17 protein-coding genes are annotated in these 19,284 nt (G+C 44.8%); all 17 read right to left on the bottom strand.

All coding sequences use genetic code 11. The features are described from left to right. Position 1: 1 nt before the first annotated feature. Positions 2-319, bottom strand: coding sequence for an STAS domain-containing protein (locus B3M51_RS10735; protein ID WP_292759109.1), 318 nt, complete (start codon positions 317-319; stop codon positions 2-4). Between the two features lie 136 nt (positions 320-455). Further along, a complete protein-coding gene (gene fliJ / locus B3M51_RS10730) occupies positions 456-899 on the bottom strand; it encodes a flagellar export protein FliJ (protein WP_041354597.1) in 444 nt (147 codons plus the stop codon). Between the two features lie 37 nt (positions 900-936). Then, the gene (fliI, locus tag B3M51_RS10725) at positions 937-2,355 is read right to left on the bottom strand and encodes a flagellar protein export ATPase FliI (RefSeq protein WP_292759104.1); all 1,419 of its coding nucleotides are present in this window, start codon (positions 2,353-2,355) and stop codon (positions 937-939) included. After that, complete coding sequence (locus tag B3M51_RS10720) at positions 2,342-3,028, bottom strand: flagellar assembly protein FliH (RefSeq protein WP_292759101.1); 687 nt, start codon at positions 3,026-3,028, stop codon at positions 2,342-2,344. The genes fliI and B3M51_RS10720 overlap by 14 nt, the downstream gene beginning before the upstream one ends. Next, a complete protein-coding gene (gene fliG, locus B3M51_RS10715) occupies positions 3,015-4,025 on the bottom strand; it encodes a flagellar motor switch protein FliG (protein WP_292479226.1) in 1,011 nt (336 codons plus the stop codon). The genes B3M51_RS10720 and fliG overlap by 14 nt, the downstream gene beginning before the upstream one ends. Further along, positions 4,025-5,716 (bottom strand): flagellar basal-body MS-ring/collar protein FliF, encoded by a 1,692-nt coding sequence (gene fliF / locus B3M51_RS10710; protein ID WP_292759097.1) that lies wholly within the window; start codon positions 5,714-5,716, stop codon positions 4,025-4,027. The genes fliG and fliF overlap by 1 nt, the downstream gene beginning before the upstream one ends. A 29-nt stretch (positions 5,717-5,745) precedes the next feature. After that, positions 5,746-6,078, bottom strand: a complete 333-nt coding sequence (gene fliE, locus B3M51_RS10705; RefSeq protein WP_292479224.1) for a flagellar hook-basal body complex protein FliE — start codon at positions 6,076-6,078, stop codon at positions 5,746-5,748. Positions 6,079-6,119: 41 nt separating this feature from the next. Next, positions 6,120-7,505 (bottom strand): sigma-54-dependent transcriptional regulator, encoded by a 1,386-nt coding sequence (locus tag B3M51_RS10700; protein ID WP_292759093.1) that lies wholly within the window; start codon positions 7,503-7,505, stop codon positions 6,120-6,122. Then, positions 7,502-8,689 carry a sensor histidine kinase gene (locus tag B3M51_RS10695; protein WP_292759090.1) on the bottom strand — a complete coding sequence of 396 codons (1,188 nt, stop codon included), beginning with the start codon at positions 8,687-8,689 and terminating at the stop codon, positions 7,502-7,504. Before B3M51_RS10695 ends, B3M51_RS10700 begins: the two co-directional genes overlap by 4 nt. A gap of 128 nt (positions 8,690-8,817) precedes the next feature. Beyond that, positions 8,818-10,305 carry a sigma-54 dependent transcriptional regulator gene (locus B3M51_RS10690; RefSeq protein ID WP_292479221.1) on the bottom strand — a complete coding sequence of 496 codons (1,488 nt, stop codon included), beginning with the start codon at positions 10,303-10,305 and terminating at the stop codon, positions 8,818-8,820. Positions 10,306-10,445: 140 nt separating this feature from the next. Continuing rightward, on the bottom strand, positions 10,446-10,763 hold the full coding sequence (locus B3M51_RS10685; RefSeq protein ID WP_292479220.1) for a flagellar protein FliT: 318 nt from the start codon (positions 10,761-10,763) through the stop codon (positions 10,446-10,448). 6 nt (positions 10,764-10,769) lie between these two features. Further along, entirely contained in the window at positions 10,770-11,159 is a 390-nt protein-coding gene (gene fliS, locus B3M51_RS10680; protein WP_292479219.1) for a flagellar export chaperone FliS, read from the bottom strand. Positions 11,160-11,188: 29 nt separating this feature from the next. After that, on the bottom strand, positions 11,189-12,550 hold the full coding sequence (gene fliD, locus B3M51_RS10675) for a flagellar filament capping protein FliD (protein ID WP_292479217.1): 1,362 nt from the start codon (positions 12,548-12,550) through the stop codon (positions 11,189-11,191). 47 nt (positions 12,551-12,597) lie between these two features. Then, positions 12,598-12,999, bottom strand: a complete 402-nt coding sequence (locus tag B3M51_RS10670; RefSeq protein ID WP_292479216.1) for a flagellar protein FlaG — start codon at positions 12,997-12,999, stop codon at positions 12,598-12,600. A gap of 66 nt (positions 13,000-13,065) precedes the next feature. Beyond that, positions 13,066-13,899, bottom strand: a complete 834-nt coding sequence (locus tag B3M51_RS10665; RefSeq protein WP_292479215.1) for a flagellin — start codon at positions 13,897-13,899, stop codon at positions 13,066-13,068. Positions 13,900-14,085: 186 nt separating this feature from the next. After that, positions 14,086-14,922, bottom strand: coding sequence for a flagellin (locus B3M51_RS10660; protein WP_292479214.1), 837 nt, complete (start codon positions 14,920-14,922; stop codon positions 14,086-14,088). Positions 14,923-15,083: 161 nt separating this feature from the next. Further along, positions 15,084-19,259 (bottom strand): glycosyltransferase, encoded by a 4,176-nt coding sequence (locus B3M51_RS10655; protein ID WP_292759084.1) that lies wholly within the window; start codon positions 19,257-19,259, stop codon positions 15,084-15,086. Positions 19,260-19,284 lie beyond the last annotated feature (25 nt).

The following is a 19,284-nucleotide window of genomic DNA, read 5'->3' as shown; positions in this document are numbered from 1 at the left end:
GTTAGTTATTCTCCATTGAATCATTATCGGCAACTGATGGCTGATCGGTCATTTTAAAAGATAGACCGGAAAGACTTACGGCATCCTGAAAGCTATCACTCATCACAGACCAGTGCACCTGAATATCATATTTCTCTGCCTGTTGTTGAAATTGATAGAGTAATTGTAACGCCGCGGTATCAATACGTTGCAAACGGCTAACATCAATAAATACATTATTTCCTGCCAGCAGAATTTTTAAACATTGCACATACCATGACTCCATTTGAGTGATGGTTAACTGTTCTCCACAATCAAGGTTTTCCGTTGTATTCGTCATATTTATAGCTTTTTTAATTACATTTTTTGCCGCAATACAATAAGGATCGGACAAAAATGTCCGCTTGTGAGTTTATACAACCAATGTCGTATTCAAATTACCATATAACAAACCTAAGCAGAGACTATGCCAGGGTTTATTTATGTTTGCGTGCCCAGAGCATAGCGGTATGTTCATCTGCCAGTCGCTGCTCCAGTTTAAGCTGACGTTGCTCGTCTTCTTTTTGATAGCGTTCTTTGAGGGATTCAATAGATCGTTGTTTATTTTTGGCTTCCAGCCATAGCTGTCGTTGTTTTTGTGTCTGCATAAAACACTGTTCGACGTGGCGTTGTTGCATTCGAATAGCATTATCTAATTGTGCAAGAAACGATCTTAAATCAATTGCTTTGCGAGCACTCATCTGTAAAGCGTCGCCTTGTCGGAATTGTTGCAGGTACTCTTCGCGATAACGCAGTAAATCATTAAGCTGATGTTTTTCCTGCTCAAGCACGTTGTTGGCCTGAACCAGGCTTTGCATAGCCTTATCGGTCTCGCGACCGGCCATTTCAATCACTGGTATCAGTTTGCTTGCCCGTGTCATACTGCTTTAACACCCGAATCCATCGTGTTATCCAAAATTAGAATTTACGTTGCTCCGCTGTCATCAGTTGTCCATTTAATTGCTGTGAATTGCTCATCTGGCCAAAAGCCAGTTTTTGCAATGACTGCAGGCTACTGTTCCAATCATGCGCCACATGCATGTCCTGTTTCAACATTGCCGACAGTGCCGGAAAACGATTAATGGCTTCATCAATTTGCTGATCGCTTCCTACCTGATAGGCCCCAATGGTAATTAAGTCCTGATTTTGCCGGTAAGTAGAATAGATTCGCTTGAATTGCTGGGCCAGCTGCAGTTGTTTGACATCAACAACCTGCGGCATGACACGACTGATCGACGCTTCAACATCAATCGCCGGATAATGCCCGGCTTCAGCTAATTGTCTGGATAAAACGATGTGTCCATCAAGTATGGCACGAGCTGCATCGGCCACTGGATCCTGCTGATCATCACCTTCTGTAAGCACTGTATAAATTGCGGTTATTGCTCCACCACCGACTTCACCACTGCCAGCACGTTCAACAAGTTGCGGCAATAACGAAAAAACCGACGGAGGATAACCCTTGGTGGCTGGCGGTTCACCTACTGCCAGAGCAATTTCACGCTGAGCCTGGGCAAAACGTGTCAGTGAATCCATTAATAACAATACCTGCTTGCCCTGATCGCGAAAATATTCTGCAATACTGGTTGCCAGCATGGCGCCATGCAACCGCATCAAGGGTGAGTGATCGGCTGGAGATGCAACAACCACGGCACGCTTTAAGCCTTCTTCACCCAGAATATCTTCAATAAACTCTTTAACTTCACGGCCCCTTTCACCGATCAATCCCACCACGATGACATCAGCTTCAGTAAAACGCGTCATCATACCCAGCAATACACTTTTGCCGACGCCACTCCCGGCAAACAACCCCATCCTCTGACCACGTCCAACCGTCATTAACGTATTTATTGCTCGGACGCCTACATCCAAATGTTGTCTGACCGGTGCACGGGATAGTGGATTAACCGTTTTACCATGTAGAGGGACTTTATCGTTTACGTTCAACGGTCCACGTCCATCAAGCGGTTTTCCGGCACCGTCGACAATTCTGCCGAGTAAAGCGTTACCAACGGGTACCTGAGAATCACTACGGATCGGCCTGACCCGGGCATTAGGAACCAAGCCGCGAATATTGCCGGTAGGCATTAAATACAATGTTTCATCATGAAACCCTACCACTTCGGCTTCGACAGGCTCTCTGCCAGGAGCATGAATTTCACAACGACTACCAATTGAGGCTTGGAAACCAACAGCCTCCAGCGTCAGACCAACCATTCGGGTCAATCGTCCCTCCACGGTAATCGGTGTTTCATGATCGGCTGTGAGTCGCTCTAGCTGATGCTGCAACCTATCATGCAAAGATGTTGATTGGTTTGGCAATTCAGCTGGGTTCATGATGGTTTTCTTGACTTAATAACCGTGAAATCAAATTATTGAGTCGGGTTTCAACGGTGGCATCAATGGTGGTGTCTGCTGTCACTAACTTGGCTCCCCCTCGGCTTACCAGCGGATCCTCGTACCATTGCCAGCCGGTATCTTCATCCAGTTTCAAGCCGTTTTTTACCAGCTCCATATCTTCAGGGTTAAGATAAACTTTTAGCTGGCGATCACTGACGGGTAATACTGCAAGTGCTTCGCGAACAGCGGTCAAAACCATTTCAGGTTTTTGCTCAAGTTCGTGATAAACCATTTGCCGCACCAGCAGACTGATCATCGACAGTAAATCCTGTTCAACAATTGAATCAACGCTCTTAAGCGGATTATTCAGACTGTCAATTAAGGCTTTCCATTGTTGAGCCTGTTGCAGAATATCGGTTTCTCCGGCTTTCAATCCTGCTTCATGACCTTGCTGGAAACCTTCATCATAACCTAGCTTAAAACCCTCTTCCTGAGCTGCCTGTTGAACAGCTTCTAACGCTTCAACGGTTAAAGGATTGGTATTTTCGGCTTCAACATCCGACACTGATACCACCCGAGGAACTTCCCATCGCTCATAGGCATTGGCGAGTTCTTCGGCGGATAAAACGTTGGCATGTTGGGTGGTATAAAGATCATCAGATGAAGTCATCACCACCACCGCTACCTAATGCAATATCACCTTTATCGGACAACATCCGTGCGGTAGACAAAATGGATTTTTGCGCGGCTTCAACATCACTGATACGCACCGGTCCCATCGCTTCAAGATCATCACGCAGCATTTCTGCTGCACGTTGGGACATATTTTTAAGAAACTTCTCTTTGAGATTATCATCAGCGCCTTTGAGTGCAAGCTGAAGCTGATCGGTTTGAATTTCACGCATCAATGTTTGCATGCCACGATCGTCTACATCAATCAGATTATCAAACACAAACATCAAATCCTCGATGTTCTGACCGAGATCTGGTTCGGATTCTTTGATTTTTTCCATAATGGCTGCTTCACGACTACCCTCAACAAAGTTAAGAATATCAGCAGCTGTTTTCGGCCCGCCAACGGTGGCAGTTTGTCCGCCAGCGTTACCACTGAATTGTTTTTCCAGGATTTCATTCAGCTCATTCAACGCTGCTGGCTGCACCCCATCCAATGTAGCCACCCGTAGTAAAATCGCGGCCTGATCACGTTCCGGAAACATTCCAAGTACCTGAGCAGCCTGATCGGGATCGAGAAATGAACAGACTATCGCTACTATTTGGGGATGTTCCAGACGAATCACTTCATAGATAGCACGCGCATCCATCCATTTTAGTTGTTCAAGGCCGTTAGTGTTGCCGCCAGAAAGAATCCGGTCTAGCAAACCACCTGCACGTTCTTCACCCAGAGCACCCACCAGCATTTTTCGCACATAGTCATGGGATCCAATGCCGAGCCCTGTTTCTTGCTCAACAGTCGTAACAAAATTGCTTAAAACAGTTTCAACTTCACCGCGGGTAACGTTGCTCAACGTAGCCATGGCCTGACCGATTTTCTGAACCTCTTTCGGGCCCATATGCTTTAGCACTTGAGCCGCATCTTCCTCACCTATCGAACGAAGAAAAACAGCGGCTTTTTCTGTACCAGTTAACTTACGGGGTTGTTCGGCCATTATGCATCACTCGCTGCCCAGTTTTTTACCACTTGCGCTACCAGCGCAGGGTCCTGTTGTACTAAGCTGCGAATATTAGTCAAATGCTGTTCAACGCGCTCAGAACCAGTCGTCAGTTTAGCAATATCCTCACCGTTTTTACTACTTTCTGACAATACTTGCTCTGCTGACATTCCCTCGGCATTTTCACCGTTCTGGTTGGTTAACTGTTTATCAGGAGATTTATTCAAATCTCTGAAAGCTGGACGTATCAGACCAAATATCAGGAATAACACAACCAGTGCACCCAAGACCTGTTTACCCACGTCCCAAACCCACGCTTGTTCCCAAAGAGGAATACCTGGAAGCGGCTCAGCTTCAATCGGAGTTACAAATGGTGCACTGACAACATTTAAACTGTCGCCTCGAGCCATATTGAAACCAATTGCGTCCATGACCAACGTATTAATACGCGCCATTTGTGCATCACTCATGGGTGTCGTAACAACATTGCCTTCAGCATCGGTGGTGGTCGGTTCGTCGACCAAAACAGCAACGCTCAGCTTGCGAATGTCGCCGGGAGCCAGTCGGCTATGACTGATAGTACGATCAAGCTCGAAATTACGTGTGCTGCGACGTGTACTTGAGCCTGGCGTGACCGTTTCAGCCACCGCTTCTCCATCTTCACCGACATTTTCCTGCACTGCTTGTTCAGGTGCTACACCACCACCAGGAGGCTGGTTGGCCAGTGCTCCCGGTACTCCCATAGGACCAAATCCTCCCACACGCTCTTCTTCGGCAAGTTGCTCGCTGCGTAATGCTGCCAGATCCGGGTTATAGCTTTCCTGAGTTTGCTCTGTGACGGTAAAGTCAACATCTGCAACTACCTGTGCACGCACTCCATTCATACCTACAATGGGCGTCAGAATATCTTCAATACGGCTGATATATAACTGTTCAAGCTTTTGCGTAAACTCTAGCTGGGAATCACTTAATGCCAAGCTGTTACTACGTTCTGGCTGGCTCAGTAAATTACCACGCTGATCAACAACGGTGACATCCGAGCTTTTCATATTCGGGATACTGGCTGCCACCATGTGTGTCACAGCGGCGATATGACCACGTTCCAATGTTCTGCCGGCATACAGATTGACCACCACTGAAGCAGTAGGTGGCTTACGTTCACGTACAAATACTGATTGCTTGGGAATGGCCAGATGCACACGGGCACTGCGAACATTCTGCAATTCACTCACTGAACGGGCAAGTTCCTGTTCCATCGCACGCTGATAACGCGCCTGCTCAATAAACTGGCTAGTGCCGAACCCCTGTTCCTGACTGAGAATTTCCATACCCTGAGAACTACTGCGTGGCAGGCCTTCAGCTGCCAGACGTAAGCGTAATCCCTGAACTTCTGAAGCAGGAACCAGTAATGCTCCCGTAGTAGGATCCAGCTTATAATCAATTTGCATCTGTTGCAGCACATTGGCTACTTCAGAGGATTCCTGAGCTTCCATGCCGGAAAATAACACCTGATAGGAAGGGGTTTGCGACCACATAAACACATAACCGCCAACAGCAATACTGGCCGCGATCGCCAATAAAAACATGATCTGTTTGGTGATAGGTTGCCGGGAAATATTATTTTGCATAACTGCCAACGGGGTGTTGGCAGCAAATGTACTATTATTTGTAGCAGGTGCATTTTCCATATTCAGGCTCTTCAGTTAAACCAACGCCATTAAATCGACATTCTCATGACTTCCTGATAAGCCTCAATCAGCTTATTGCGGACCTGGACCGTTGCATCGAATGCCACACTGGATTTTTGGGAGGCAATCATGACATCAGTTAAATTAACATTTGGATCACCAAGCTCGAAAGCCGTTCTTAACTGACCTGCTGTTTGTTGTGTTTCATTTACTTTATCCACAGCGTTTTTCATCAGATCACCAAAATCAACCCTGCCACTGGATAAATTCTGCTCAGCTGGCATTGGCATAGCCTGATTAGCCTGACTTTGCATGGCCCGCATCTGTGTCAGTAACTGGTTAGGATCAATTGCTTTTATCATGTTTCTCTTCTCACTTTGTATTGCTTGGTGGGCTGATTTGTTTATGCAGACTTCTTGCCAAATTTTCCGGGGATGGCAATGCCCTGTTCACGAAAACGTGAGATTTTGTAGCGTAAGGTGCGTTCACTGATACCTAATTCTTTTGCAGTCTCACGACGGCTGCCACGGTGTTTTGCAAGAATGTCGAGAATATGACGCTGTTCGTGACTGCGTAAATCATCTGCATTATCGACAGGGTTAATAGCCTCAGCATGCTCTGTAACAGTTTCCTGGGGTACCTCATATGGGGGTTGCTGAGATCCCGACATGGCTTCATATGCCAAATCATCGGCGTTAATTATTGAGCCAGTTTGTAAAATTAACGCACGTTGCAGAACATTATCGAGTTCCCGAACATTTCCCGGCCAGCTGTGTTGCGACAATTTTCTTTGTGCTTCACTGTCGAAATGCGGTGCGACCCTTCCACCGTGCTGACAGTGACGTTCAAGCAACTGCTCGGCAAGTGGCACGATATCCTGAGGTCTTTCTCTCAAAGGCAATAGCTGCAAGGGAAAAACATTTAATCGGTAAAATAAATCTTCGCGGAAACGGCCGGCCTTTACCTCCTCCCGTAAAGTGCGGTTGGTGGTCGCCAGTACACGAACATCAAGGGAGAGAGTTTTTCTGCCTCCCAGGCGCTCTACTTCGCGCTCCTGCAATACCCGCAGTAATTTGGCCTGCAATGAAATATCCATCTCGGTAATTTCATCCAGCAAAATTGTGCCTTGATTAGCCTGTTCAAACTTACCTGCGTAGGCTTGAGCAGCACCGGTAAAAGCGCCTTTTTCGTAACCAAACAGAGTAGCCTCAAGCATGGACTCCGGAATAGCTGCACAGTTAATAGCGATGAAAGGACCATCCTTGCGAGGCGAATGCCGATGAATAAAGCGTGCCAGCACCTCTTTACCTGTGCCACTTTCACCATTTATCAAAACCGTGGCGTCAGTATCAGCAACACGTCTGGCCAGTGCCTGCAAATCAACTGACGATTTGGCAGCAGCGACCATGTCATCACTGGCTGGCAGTATTCGCACGTAGCGTTGTATCCGCTGTAACAAATCATCAGCTTCAAACGGTTTCATCAAGTAGTCACAAGCCCCTTCATGCATGGCTTCTACCGCACTTTGTACAGAACCATAAGCCGTCATCAGAACAACAGGTAATGAAGGCAACATTGCCCGGGCTTTTTTCAATAATGTATGGCCATCCATCGGTTGCATCTGTAAATCACTGAGCAATAAGCCAATCGGTTCGTTGGCAAGTTTATCCAGGGCCTTCTGCCCGTGATCGGTCGATGTCACCTTATAGCCGGCAAGTTCCAGCGTGTCGCATAAAGCGGTACGTAAATTGGCATCATCTTCCACTACCATAATCATCGACTGATTCATGATTTCACTCCTGCTTGCATTTGCTCCTGAGAGGTATTAGATGGACGGTAAACAGGTAGACGCAGACAAAATGTGCTGCCTACTCCCTGCTCGCTATCCAGCCAGAGCATACCTTTGTGGGCTCTGGCAACAGACTGCACCACGGCGAGTCCTAACCCGGTTCCTGAAGAACGAGTGGTATAGAAAGGCTGCAGGATCTTGTCGTAATCAGCTTCGGCGATACCCGCACCATTATCTTCAATACTGATTTCAATAAACTTTTGTTGGCCTTCTTCTGCGTAATCAGCATGAATGGTTATTTTTCCAGTTTCGCCACAGGCCTGGCGAGCATTGTTCAGTAAATTATTCAGTGCACTGACCAAGGCTGGCTGACAACCATAAATATAGCCATCATTAACCAGATTAATCACCTGAACATTGAGCAATTCACTTTCCGGTTGTGCCACAAATTGCTGCACCAGTTCATCAATTAATGCATTTACACTTACCGGCGCAGTGCTATTCATATCGCCCCGTGAAAATGCCAGCATGTTGCGAACCAGCTGTTCCATATGGCTCAGACTGTCATGTAAACGACGGGCAAATTTTAGCTGGGTAGTTTGTTCAGTCTCAGGCTTGAGAAGAGGAGCCAGATATAAAGTGGCTGATGATAAAGGTGTACGAATTTGATGCGCCAGACGTGCCGCCATTTCACCCATAGCTGATAATCGTTGCAGATGCGCAACCTTACGTTGTAACTGACGAGTCTCGGTAACTTCCTGCAGAAGGATAATCTGGCCAGGCTCTTTATCCAGCGGGCTGGTTGAAATATGTACCAATCGACCATCTGCCAGAGAAACATCATGACCATCATCTTCTCTGGGTTTGAACGCCCGCTTGATGACATCAATCCAGCGTTGCCCTGTTAATGGCTCGCCTAATAAATTAACAGCTACCTGGTTACAATCCTGAACGACTCCCATTCCATCAATAACCACGACACCGCCAGGGATGACAGCAAGTAAACTGCTCAGACGATCAGCAATGCGACTCTCTGAGGCGGATGTTTTATTTGAATTTACCGGTGGAGTCCACAAAGGCTGATGTTCAGCGATATCAATTACATTGCGCTTTGTTGGCTGCATTGTCTTTGACGCAATGGTAGTTTCAATGTGAGGTGAAGATTCAGGCCATTTGAGGTTCATTTAATTTTGCTCCACTAAAAGGTTTCCGTTAGTGGTTCTGCAAAATATATGCCCTGTTTTTTATCGCTTATTTTTCAATGAGTTAATTTAAATAAATTTATTTCGGAGTCAAATTTCAGGCGCTTATTTCAGCTAATTTCAATATCCCGTTGAATACCGTATTTACGCATCTTTTCAACTAAGGTTGTTCGACGCATTTTTAATCTGCTGGCAGCGTGAGCAACAACCCCTGCCGCTTCATCAAGAGCCTGTTTAATGAGCAGATATTCCAGATTGGCCAGATGTTCTCTTAAATCCAATCCATCTTCAGGGATGCTATCGATACCAATCAATGTTTCATCAGATCGTTGTAAACCATTCACTAAAGCTGAAGCATCGCTGCCATTAGCTGCAGATGAAACTTTGAGGGCGGCTGATGGTAATGGCTGTGAAGCAATTGCCGAAGTAATAACTTCCGGTAATGGTTCACCATCAATCTGGTATTTCTCTGGCAGATCATCAAAGTCTACCGTGCCATACGGATATAAAATGACGAGTCTTTCCACCACATTTGCCAGCTCACGAACATTGCCGGGCCAGGTATAGCGGCATAAGGATGCAATGGCGGTAGGGGTAAAACGCACAGCTCCCCGATTCTCATGTTCTATTCGCTGTATGAGCTCATGAATTAATAACGGAATATCTTCAGGTCGCTCCCGCAAGGCTGGCATCTCAATAGGGAAAACATTTAAACGGTAAAACAGGTCTTCTCTAAAGCGGCCATCACCTATATGGATTTCGAGATTTCGGTGAGTTGCAGCAATCACTCTGACATTGGCTTTTTGGGTTTTATTACTGCCTACGCGCTCAAAGGTTCTTTCCTGTAAAACTCTTAATAACTTAACCTGCATTGGCAGTGGCATATCACCAATTTCATCAAGAAATAGTGTTCCACCTTCGGCCATTTCAAAGCGTCCCTTACGTGACGTTATCGCGCCAGTAAACGCCCCCTTTTCATGCCCAAATAATTCGCTTTCAAGAAGTTCGCCGGGAATGGCACCGCAGTTTACCGGTACAAACGGTTTATCACGACGTGAAGAAAAATAGTGCAGGTTGCGGGCAACCACTTCTTTACCAGTTCCAGATTCCCCCAGAATCAATACATTGGCCTCTGAATCTGAGACCTGCTGTATCATTTTCTGAACCCGTTTCATCCTGGTACTGTTGCCCACCAGCGAACGAAATAATGGTTCGTTTTCTGCTTTATTATCAGCCTGGTTCCTGTATACCGAGGCTTGTTGTAATGCATTGTTTAACTGCAGGTATTTGATAGGGTAATTTAAGGTGCCTATGGCACCGGGAAATTCTTTGATTAATGCCTCAGGGTAATCCAGCGTAAACACCGGAATCCTAGCTTCATGATTGACAAGCTCACGCAATAACTGTTTTGTCGGGCTGACGCCACCACAATCTCCAACCAGCGCTAAAGCGATATCATTCAAATCATTAACGCTTTCAAACCAGTTTTCCATGTCATTCACCACAATAGCGTGGCAATTTACGAACGCAATAAGCGTGGAAAGTGTTTCTCGGCGTTGTGGGTCAATATCTATCACCAAGATATTACACGCATTCATAACTGCTCCTGAAGGCAAGCTCTTTCCGAACCTGTCGGTATTACTGTATGGATTTAGTTAATTCAAGTTAAGCACTTTACAGTTCGTTGTCAAAAAAATGACACTGTAATTGGGAACTTTTGCAGAAACAAGCGCGCTAACTAATTGGATTGATAAGCAGTTACGGCTTTATGGGTGAATTTTGCATCACGCATTTGGAGTTGTAGGGATTGTTTTCCTTCCTGGCAATGCGCAATCAGTTCATTGTTGGTGTCGATAAGCGTTTGTAACACTGTCGACTGGCTTTCAATTTCTGGAGAATCTTCATCTAAAGGGAATATGGACTGCAACAGTATTCGCCTTTTATTCTCAATTTCTGGCAGATCATTCCATTGTTTCTGCTGAGCCATAGCCAGCATGCTTTGAGTAAGTTGCACCGCTTGGCGCAAGGAGTTGAGTTTATCGTTTGAATCGGTCATGAATAATTAGTGATAATCGGCCGGAATATTATCCCAACCCGCTTTCACTTCCATTAAAAGACTGCTGACTTCATCCAGAATTGCCACATCATTACTAACATTTGCTTCAAGCAAACGTCGGCCCATATATTCATACAAGGCGTCCAGATTAGCGGCAACTTCACCACCTTTTTGAGCATCAAGACTGGTTCGCAGACCTTGGATAATATTCATACCCCAGGTAATCTGACGACTCTTTTCAGCAATATCGTTTCGAGCGATACAGCCTCTGGCGGTAGCAATTTTAGATAACGCCCCTTCCATTAACATCTGAATAATACGATGCGGGGAGGCAAAGTTTACTTCTGACTCTACGGCTCCCCGACCATAACCTTCCAGTGCTTTTTTATTGATCATGTTTTGCATCATCCTAATTTCGCTCTGTGTTAATTATTCTTATTCAATGAAGCTAATTGTTGTGTTAAAAAGCTCGACGTATTATTGAGACTGCTAACCAGTGTATCAAGTGCCGTAAATTGAGCTCGGATTCTGGCCTCTACAGAAATCAGCCGATCTTCCATTCTTAAAATTTGGTCATCTATTCCCTCGACCTGAGTCTTCAGACCGTCTTCACGGGAATCAATCAGACCATTAGTTTCTAACCAGCCATTGGCAAGGTTTGACAGTTTTGCAGCAAAACCACCATTCTCTGAAGCAAATAAATTGGTAAAAGATTCAAAATCAGTATTCATAATGTCATTGATACGATCAGAATCGACACCCATAACGCCGTTTTTATCAATCGAAACACCTGCCTCAATCAAATAACTAAATGATGAACCGTCAATTGATGAGCCGGCATTTAAAACATCAAAAACCTGCCGTTCTAAAGACAAAAGCGTGCTATCAGCCTCCAGTTGTCCACTGCGTTGATTATTAATTTCTGTTCGCAAAGCATTGAAAGCAGTTGCAAAGGCTTCAACAGATTCGAGAATTTTTTCATCATCCCGCGTCACACTTAACGTTGTTGTACCAATAGAAGCTGCATTGATAGTAATACCATCAACAGCACCAGTAATTGTATTGGTGCTACTACTAACATTAAAACCATCAATACGAACAAGGGCATTTTGTGCTGAAGAAATGGCCGCCCTAAATTCCACACCACCTTCTGGGTTATAGGCTAAAGCAGATAGGCCGGTTTCATCAGTATTGCCACCATCACTATCTGTAACACTTATCCGTAACGCATTATCCGTCCCGGTTTCTTCAGAAGAGAGAACCAAACGTGCACCATCATCACCGGTAACAATCGTTGCGGAGACACCAGTGTTGTCAGTAGCGTTATTTATAGCATCCCGGATACCGGCAAGCGTGTTATTGGTTCCATCAATAGTCAGTTCGAAACTATCCGCACCAATACTGATGTTGAGCGTACCTTCTCCAACAACTGTACTGGAGTCGGTATAGGCTTTAGTGGCAATTTTGTCCCTTTCTGCCAGATTCACCACTTCAATATTATAGTTTCCCGCAACAGCCCCACTTGAAACCGAACTGGTAAAAACAGATTCACTTCCGCTGGTAGCCTGATAGACTTGAAATTTCTCAGGTGAGTTAAGATTGGACATCGCGGTCTGGAAATCAGATACTTTACTTTTCAGCGAGCCATAAGCGCTTATCTGGGCATTAACAAATGACTTTTTCGTTGTTAAGTTGTCGATTGGCTGACGCTCAATCTCCATCAACTTGGTAACAATGTCGTTCACATCTAGGCCAGACCCTATGCCTGGTGCTTGAATTGTAGCCATGATAACGCTCCCGATTAGTTTGTAATTTTAAGCAAATTACAGGCCAATCAAACTTTCATTTCCAATAGCATGCCGCGGTATTCTTCTAAAGAGCTACGAACGACTAATAACTCTTCAGCAGGGATCTGCCTAATAAGTTCATCCGTCTCCGAATCAATTACCCTAATAACAGTTTCGCCACTTTGATCATCTACCGAAAACTTTAAGGAACGATTTAGATTTTGCATGTAGCTGTTTAGCTCGACAACACGGTCCTGTATCGCCGCTAGTTGCTCTTCCGTCGCCTCCAATTGATTGGAAAGCGAATTGGGCTGAGACAATGGATTAATCCCTTTCGTTGTTACAACCTCAGAAACAACTTCAGCAGGTACATTGCTGTCCTGCTGAATATTGCCTGAAGTTTGTAATGACAACGAATCAGTTTTAACTGTTAAATCGTATGTAGTCATCCCTTCATCCTCCAAGAGTATCGGGTTTGACCACCCGGCCATCAGCCGGGAGGTCTACCCAATCACTTATCCGAGCAATGAAAGTGCTGTCTGAGGCAGGGTATTCGCCTGCGCCAGGATTGAAACACCAGCCTGTTGCAATATTTGCGAACGAGTCAGGTTAGCTGTTTCAGCAGCAAAGTCAGCATCTTGGATACGGCTACGTGCCGCAGTTAAGTTTTCTGCATAGTTTTGAAGATTTGAAATAACCGCTTCAAAACGATTTTGCAGCGCACCGTATGTAGCACGTGATTGGTTAACGGTATCTAATGCTGCGCCCAACGCGGAAAGTGCAGCAGATGAACTCGCAGCACTTAACACATTAACAGTACCAGTAGCTGTCAGGCTGGCATTGTAACCCGCTATAGCTGTCATAGTAACGGTTGAGACTGAAAGTTGGTTAGATGCTGCACCGCTGGCACCGACCTGGAAGGTCAATGAAGTTGCCGCACTTAGCAGACCATTACCCGCAAATTCAGTGGTCTGAATGATACGTGAGATCTCCTGAGTTAACTGATCAACCTCCGCCTGAATACCGGTACGGTTACCAGTAGTGGCGTTAGCTGATTGCACAGCCAGTTCACGGATACGCTGTAAGTTATTACCAATTTCACCTAATGCACCCTCAGCGGTTTGGCCGAGAGAAATACCATCAGAGGCGTTACGGACAGCCTGGTTAGTACCACGGATATCACGAGTCAGCTGTTCAGCAATGAACAGACCTGCCGCATCATCTTTGGCGCTGTTAATACGCAGGCCAGATGATAAACGTTGCAGTGATTGATTCAGACTGCCTTGTGATGCTTCAAGATTACGCTGTGCATTTAAAGATGCCAGATTCGAGTTTACAATAAGCGCCATGAGAATTCTCCTAGGCTTTTAAGGGCATTTTGCCCCACTAAACATGGCGGACAGACTGTGGAAAACCCAGTATTTACCGCCTCCGAAATGTTTAGCGACCAGCGATTATTTTTCTTTAATCTTTTTTTCAAAAAAACCGATAGACAGCAATAGCGTATTTTTCCGGAAGATTTGAACTCTTCAAACTTAGCCCTGTAACAAGGTTAATGCACTTTGTGGCAGACTGTTTGCCTGAGCCAGAATCGATGTACCAGCCTGCTGCAGTATTTGCGCCCTTGTCAATCTGGCGGTTTCGGCGGCAAAATCGGCATCTTCAATCCGGCTACGCGCAGCCGTCAAATTCTCGGCATAGTTCTGTAGATTAGAAATGACTGCTTCAAACCGGTTCTGCAAAGCACCATAGGTTGCACGTGTCTGGTTAACTGTATCAATATCAGTTGATAGCCCTGATAATGCAGCAGAAGCATTTGCGGCATCACTCACGTTAACCGTACCAGTTGCAGTGAGATCAAGAGAATAACCACCAATACCAGTAATATTAACCGTATCTAAAGTGACCTGATTATTTGTTGAACCACTCGCACCCACCTGGAAGACCAGAGAAGTTGCCCCACTGAGCAGTTTCGTTCCACTAAACTCAGTGGTTTGAACGATACGCGAAATTTCCTGAGTCAACTGATCGACTTCTTTTTGTAAACCGCTGCGATCACCCACTGTGGCGTTTGATGCCTGTATAGCAATTTCACGAATTCGCTGCAGGTTGTTGGCAACCTGACCCAACGCACCCTCGGCTGTCTGTCCCAAAGAAATACCATCTGCCGCATTTCGAACGGCTTGATTGGTTCCCCGTATATCTCGAGTAAGTTGTTGAGCCACAAAAAGACCCGCAGCATCATCTTTGGCGCTGTTAACTCGCAAACCAGAGGATAAACGCTGTAAAGCTGTATTCAGATCATTTTGTGAAGTGCTCAGGTTACGCTGAGCATTCAAAGATGCCAGATTACTATTGACGATTAGTGCCATAACACTCTCCCTAATTGAGCGATTCTATTCAGAACCTGCCGGCGTTCCGAACAGGTATAAAATCAACTAAGCAGTGTTCGTGCCAATAATCTTTATCTTTTCAATGCAATATGTCTAAACCCAATAAAATAAAGGGCCAATCAGGCCCTTTAAAATAATCATCAATCTCTTGCCAACGCACTTAACCACTCATCCAAATGATCTTCCAGCATATAGTGCTCCAGCACCCAAGCCTTTAATGCTGATCCGGCATCAACTAATGCCGCTTTGTCGGCCAATATTTGCCGGATTGCCGCTACCCACTCATCTACCTGATTTTGCACATAAATAACCGGTGGGTTATTAGTCCGATATGGATAAATATCTGTACAGATGACAGGCCAGCCGAGAACACCATATTCCAATAAACGAAGATTACTTTTCGATTCATTAAACGGATGGATTTCCAATGGTGCAACCGCCAGATCCAGATTCAAGCTGGCAAGTTTTGCCGGGTAATCGGCAATGGGGACAAAATCATGATACTCATGCACATAAGGCTTAACATCTTCTGGACACATCCCCATAAATATCCAGTCCACTTCATCCGCCGTGGCTTTGACAACCTCACACATAATCGCAAGATCCCCCTGATGTTGCTGAGCGCCAGCCCAGCCCACTCGGGGCTTATCGCTTTGGTTTGATAATGAAGTAACGGATAGCCATGGTTCTTTCGGTAACCGATTTGGAACCACCCTTATATCGTCAATCATTCCCAAACAAAGTTCTGCCAGAGGTTGTGTTGATACGATTAAACGATCACAGCGTTCCAAGGCACGGCGCATTCTCGATTTAGCGTCAGCAAAGTGACGCTTTATTTCTTTAGCAGCCGGACTTTGCTCTGGAACATTAGTTAATAAGTCATCAATACTATATATGCGGAACACATCGGGCATAAATTCTTTTAGTTGTTCAAGTTGCTTTAATTGAAGATCATTTAGCGCTGCATGGAACAATACGGAATCCGGAGCAATTCGAGCATATTCGGAAATGGCTATAGGCTTGGGAATATTTTGATTAAAACGATAAAATTCACATTGTGCCAAAGCGGCATGACTAAGAGCACTGAATGGTTGAATCACCCTGTAATCACCACTCCCCCCCGGTAATGGCAACCCGAGAATCCGTTCTCTGTCATGAAAATTAGTATCCCAGTTAGTCGGCATTTGCGCTTCAATTTGCATTTCTCTGGAAGACAAACTCAGATTCCGGTTATAGAAAGGATCATTCGCTAACTGGGGCAACCATTTTTTCAGCATAAATGATCTTTCATTCATGATCCTCTGGGTCGTCTCGTCAGCTCTTGATGCAAATTCACTTTTCTGACTGACACTTCCGTGATGCACTAATACAGCAAAGGGGGTCCACGTTACTAAATATTCTTTTTCCCGGACCTTTAGACATAAATCAACATCATTGTAGTAAACGGTCAGGTTTTCCTCATCCATTCCACCGACGTCTTCGTATAATGATTTTCGAATCACTAAACATGCAGCCGTTACTGCTGAAAAATTTTGATCCAAATGTGCGCGATCCATATAACCAGGTTCCTGGATGTCCAAAACATTCCAGAAAAGATGATCTGCAATGGTGTCCATGCCAAGAACAACCCCTGCGTGCTGTACTACACGGGTCTCTGGAAACACCAGGCGAGCCCCAACAATACCGACTTCCGGCCGTTGTGCATGGCGGATCATTCTCTCTAACCATTCGGCATGCAATACTTCCGTATCGTTATTTAAAAAGAGTAGATAATCGCCTTTAGATGCCTTTGCTGCGAGGTTACTGATTGCCGCGTAGTTAAATGGATGAGGGTATTTGAGCACACTGATCTTTTCACCATGATGCTCTTTAAGCATAGCAAAGTAGTCCTGAATGTCCGGATCTTCACTTTGGTTGTCGACAATAATCAGTTCATAGTTTGAATAAGTTGTTTTCTGCAGTAACGAGTCAATACAAGGTCGTAGAAATTCTATCTTATCCTTTGTAGGAATAATGATAGATACCAACGGTAATGAAGGCCATTCATATTCAACCCGAACACTATTTTGAACAAGTCCTGGTTCGAGGTAAGCCTTGACTCCCAAGCGCTGTAAATGTTGCTCTACAGCCATCATCATAGTCGGTTGGTTAGCTTGGCCTTGAATGGATTCTGGAAGATGAAGCAATACATCACTGATATGACCTATCGCTGTCGGGCCTGATAATTCAAATGCTTTTAATGTCAGACCATAATTTTCATGTGCCGGAAGCATGTCAAAACCGCCCAGACTTTTGAAGAGGCTAGTCTCACAGAGCACCACACCAATGTAGTCTGTACTTCTCAACATATCCAGACTAAAGTCTGGCTTAAACCGTGGGGAGTGCCTTACCCCATCTACCGAAACCAAATCATCATCTGTGTAGAATATTTTTTGCTGCGGGTATTGCTCAATATAATCACCCAAACTCAAAAAGGTATGCGCTTCAAACTGAACACCAGCCGGAACAAACATTGTCCAGCCATCCGGCTGCTGCATTATCACATGATTCAGAAAACTGTATGGGTCCTGCCCGTCTGGGAAACTTATCCATTCTAAAACACCCAATTCCTCAAACATGGCATCTGGTGCTGGCCTATCAGCAATTACAGTTAGCCTCCAATTGTGATAGAACTGTTTTGACAGCGAATCAATGGTATTTGCTAAAAGTGTTTGCTCGCCTTCAAACATAAACATATACAAATGAAATTTTGGCTGCATTGACCAGCCCATCATTCTTTCAGCATGAAGCTGAGCGTCAATTTCCAATAAAGCGTGATTATTTATCCAACGTTGATAGTCCTTATCCAGTTGCCATTCAGAAATTTCTGCTCGCAGTTGAAGTGCCAGTGTTTTATGTTGATCAATTCGTTTGTGATCAAGCAGAACACTTCGTAAATGTTTAATTTCAGCTTCATCATCGTGGTTGATGGCATTTTTACAAAGCTGCTTAATTGCATCAAAAGCGGCTTTACATACCGAAATTAAAAAAAGTTCTCTGTCTTCAAAAGAGGTGAAAAGATCTTTCTTTTTGTCCAGCATTGACTGCGCTATTGTCAATAAAGGCATGCCCGTTTGTTTTTGTATTGGAAAAAGTTGACTGAATATCAACTCATTCATCACTTCAGTTCTAGGGTTAATTTGTTGAGGTAGTGCCTGCTTAAAACAAAATTGGCAGATCTGCTCAATTTCAGAAAGGTTAATTAACGCCTCTCCTTCCGTTGACATAATTTCTAGCAATAACTGTTTAAGCGAGGTTTCTGTAAACTCATGACCTAACGATTTTATCCAGCTGATTAATTCACTAATCTCATAAAGAGTCATCGAACAATATGTCGTCACTTTAAGTACGACAACGAGTACCACTCGTTTAATCTGCTCTCTCTTTTCATCAACTGGCACACCAAAACCTTCAGCATAACGCTGCCCCTCGGTATGGGTCATCCATTCAGCGGTGCTTAATAGGCTCCCAGGAGTAAGTCTGTATATGGTCGTGGCAAGTGCCATAAAGACTTTTATATAGTTCGGGCTGGGTGATTGTTTGATATACCATTGCCGTTCAACCGGCTCTTCCAGATAAGCGACATAGTTCTGCATGTGCAACGTCGTAATTTGCTCATCATGACGACGCCATACCCCACCGATAGTGCCGGTATAGCATCCAATACCATAGACATCCTCCAGCAGTTTCAGTAGAAATTGCTCAAGCACTTGCTTTAAAGGTGATGCAGCGACAGCCTCATAGCCATATTGCAAGCATTCCGTTCTGAATGCCGCCATGTGTAGAGGAACAAAATTAAACACTGTAAGAAACGGTCCGATGTACGTAGGACCTGAACGATCTGACGAGAAGGGGGAACGGTTATGACCGTGCCTGGTCTTTGTTTGCTCTATGTATTGCTGCCAGTTGAAAAAAACAAAAGGGGATTCTGGATGATTTTTAAACTGAAAAAGTGCATCTTCAACAAAAGTATGTTCGAGGAAGTCATCGGCCTGTAAAAATGAAAAGTACTGGCTATCAGCATGTCTTATCGCATAAAGACTATTTGCTGATGCCCCGATGTTCTTTTCATGAACAAACAACGACACACGAGGATCTTTCAGGTATGGCTCAACCACCTCAAAGGTATTGTCAGTTGAACCATTGTCATAAATCATTAACTTCCAATGAGGTGAAGTCTGATTGATAACTGACTCAATGGCATCAGCAATATAACGACCATAATTATAGCTGGTGATGCCGATCGTTAATGTTCCGTCCTGCTTAATCGTTGTCATTGTTTTTTCCTGGGTGGTATCTATG

Source organism: Methylophaga sp. UBA2689, assembly GCA_002354555.1.
Classification (GTDB): domain Bacteria; phylum Pseudomonadota; class Gammaproteobacteria; order Nitrosococcales; family Methylophagaceae; genus Methylophaga.
The sequence above is the reverse complement of the archived record's forward strand: the minus strand, read 5'-3'. Positions and strand labels throughout refer to the sequence as shown.